Annotated in this window: 2 protein-coding genes and 1 pseudogene; all 3 read right to left on the bottom strand. The window is 62.9% G+C overall.

Translation table 11 applies throughout. The annotated features are described in order from the left end of the window. A pseudogene (locus ACFFIC_RS14805) lies at nucleotides 1-144 on the bottom strand (IS5-like element ISMex42 family transposase); the annotation flags it as partial. Nucleotides 145-195: 51 nt separating this feature from the next. After that, nucleotides 196-1,212 carry a DDE-type integrase/transposase/recombinase gene (locus tag ACFFIC_RS14800; RefSeq protein ID WP_377051630.1) on the bottom strand — a complete coding sequence of 339 codons (1,017 nt, stop codon included), beginning with the start codon at nucleotides 1,210-1,212 and terminating at the stop codon, nucleotides 196-198. A gap of 106 nt (nucleotides 1,213-1,318) precedes the next feature. Then, nucleotides 1,319-1,870 (bottom strand): DUF1003 domain-containing protein, encoded by a 552-nt coding sequence (locus tag ACFFIC_RS14795; RefSeq protein WP_377051628.1) that lies wholly within the window; start codon nucleotides 1,868-1,870, stop codon nucleotides 1,319-1,321. Nucleotides 1,871-2,174: the final 304 nt, after the last annotated feature.

The raw sequence follows: 2,174 nt of genomic DNA, 5'->3' as shown, positions 1-2,174 counted from the left end.
CATCCACCAGGGCCCCTCGTCCAGAGGCAGGGCCCGCCACTTCGCGCCGTTGTCGTGCCGCCAGAGAATGGCCCCGATGGTCCGGCGCAGGTGCTGAGGTGGCACCTTGGCGTGCGGGCGGCAGGCCTCGACAAGAGGCTCTAGACCAGATGTCCGTCAGAGGCGGGCCACCCCCGCCTCTGACGGACATCTGGTCTAGCACCGCCCACTGCTCGTGTCTGGTTGCGAGATCTCCTTGGCAGCTTCAGCGATGAGGCGTGCGCGGGCGACATCGTCTGGCCCGGCGCGTCTTTCAGGCATTTCGGGCTTGGGACGGGCGAGCTTTCGTCGTGCTCTGAGGCGCTCCTTGACGACCTCGTCGGGTGTCTTGCCGTCGAGGACGCGCTGGCGGCGTGCGTTGTAGGCGGCGTTGAAGCCTCGCAGCAGCTGCTCGAGCGGGGCGTGGGACCAGATGGTGATGCCGAGCACCTCGCTTCCGACCCGGCCGTTGAAGCGCTCCACCATGCCGTTGGTTTGTGGCGAGTAGGGCCGTGTATGGCGGTACTCCGCGCCAAGCTCGGCGCAGACGCGGGCAAAGGCAGGTGTGAAGCAGCTGCCGTTGTCGGTCAGCACATGGGTGAGACGGAAGGGAAAGGCTTTGGCTGCCTCGCGCAAGAAGGAGATGGCGCTGCGCTCGGTCTCATCGTCCTTGACGGCCAAGTGGACAGAGCGGGACCTGCGGTCGATGGCGACATAGAGATAGCGCTTGCGGCGCTCGCCACCAGCAGTCTGCAGCTTGGGCAGATGCTTGATGTCGATATGGACGAAGCCGAGGTCGTAGTCCCGGAAGGTGCCCTTGCCTCGCACAGGCCGGTCAGAAGCAGGAGGGCGTCTGCGGCTGAGGCCCTCTGCCCTGAGGATGCGCCAGATGCTGTCGCGGTTCAGGTGCGGCAGGAAGTGGGTCACCACGAAGGTGAGGTCATCGAGGGAAAAGTTGGTGGCTCGGCGCACGGCGCAGACCACCGCGCGCTCCTCATCTGAGGCCTTCCAGGGCAGCTTGTGAGGCCGAGCCGAGTGGTCCAGGCAATCTTCGGGACCTCGCTTGCGCCACTTGCGGATGGTCTCGCTGCTGACCCCGAAGCGTCGGGCCAGGGTACCGGATGATTCGGTGGAGCGGGCGATCTCGGCCCGGACGGCGGGGGTGGTGCGGGCATTGGGATGGATCTGGAGCATGGCTCACCTTCCTCCCTGCACGGCGCTCTTCAGGCGCTCGAAGCGGTACGCGTAGTCTATGATGGCCAAGCCAACCGGATCCCAACAATGTTCCGCGACCAGACAGCTAGTTTCCCTGGGTTCTCCCTTGTTGAGCCTCAATCTCATCCAGCACAGCTTCCGCCGCGACGTCTTGCTGAACCTCTTGGATCTCAGGATCTGCGTTTGCTTTGATGCCCATCCGTTCAGCGATCGTGACGACGAGCTCAGAAAGTTTTGTTAGCTCATGTTCCGCCAGGATGCTGATCTGGAGATCGAGGTCGGCTCGCTTATCGGCTGCGGCAGCCATACGGTTCTGACTGATGAGCACGAAGGTAGAGAGGAAGATAGCCTCTACTGATGCCTCCATCGCAAGGATCACAAAAGAGGGGTCGAACTTCGGTATGCCAGGGACAAGGCCAACGTTGACCAGGATCCAAGCCCCATAAAGTGCCAGATGGATGTAGACGAAGCGCATGCTGCCGGTGAAACGGGTGATTGTTTGAGCAACCCGTTCCTCCCAGCTCGCGCTGGCCGCCTCTCTTCGGCGACGCTCCTCCAGCGCCCGGATATTGCGTGTAAGGGCCGTACTGAGGCTGTTGGGGTTAGGGGGCGGAACTGTAGGGCTGGGGGGAAGCATGATCGCGGTCCTTGGATCCGAAAAGCGCACGTGCGCTGATCTGAACGCCTGAATGCATCTAATTGTCTCCCACCTTCGAGGGTGCCGTGCCGCGTTAAACTTGAGCTTTGGCTTTGACCTCCAACGATGTTGCGGTGTGGGCGGCAAGTTGTGCGCCGGTGATCGGCTTGCGGAGCAGGCTGAATGTGACCCTCTCCCGTGTTGGTGGACACCTCAGATAAGCTCCTGCGGGAGCGAGGTGCGGTAGCGTCCGCGGAGGTGGTGGAAAATCCGGCACGGTCCGGTGTGTAGGGCTTGGGTGGCC

Source organism: Muricoccus vinaceus (assembly GCF_042433125.1).
Taxonomy (GTDB): domain Bacteria; phylum Pseudomonadota; class Alphaproteobacteria; order Acetobacterales; family Acetobacteraceae; genus Roseomonas; species Roseomonas vinacea.
Note: the sequence above shows the minus strand (reverse complement) of the source record. Positions and strands in the feature narration are given on the sequence as shown.

Coding starts and splice junctions, on each gene's coding strand:
- ACFFIC_RS14800 (WP_377051630.1), bottom strand. CDS start 1,212: ATGCTCCAGATCCATCCCAATGCCCGCACCACCCCCGCCGTCCGGGCC.
- ACFFIC_RS14795 (WP_377051628.1), bottom strand. CDS start 1,870: ATGCTTCCCCCCAGCCCTACAGTTCCGCCCCCTAACCCCAACAGCCTC.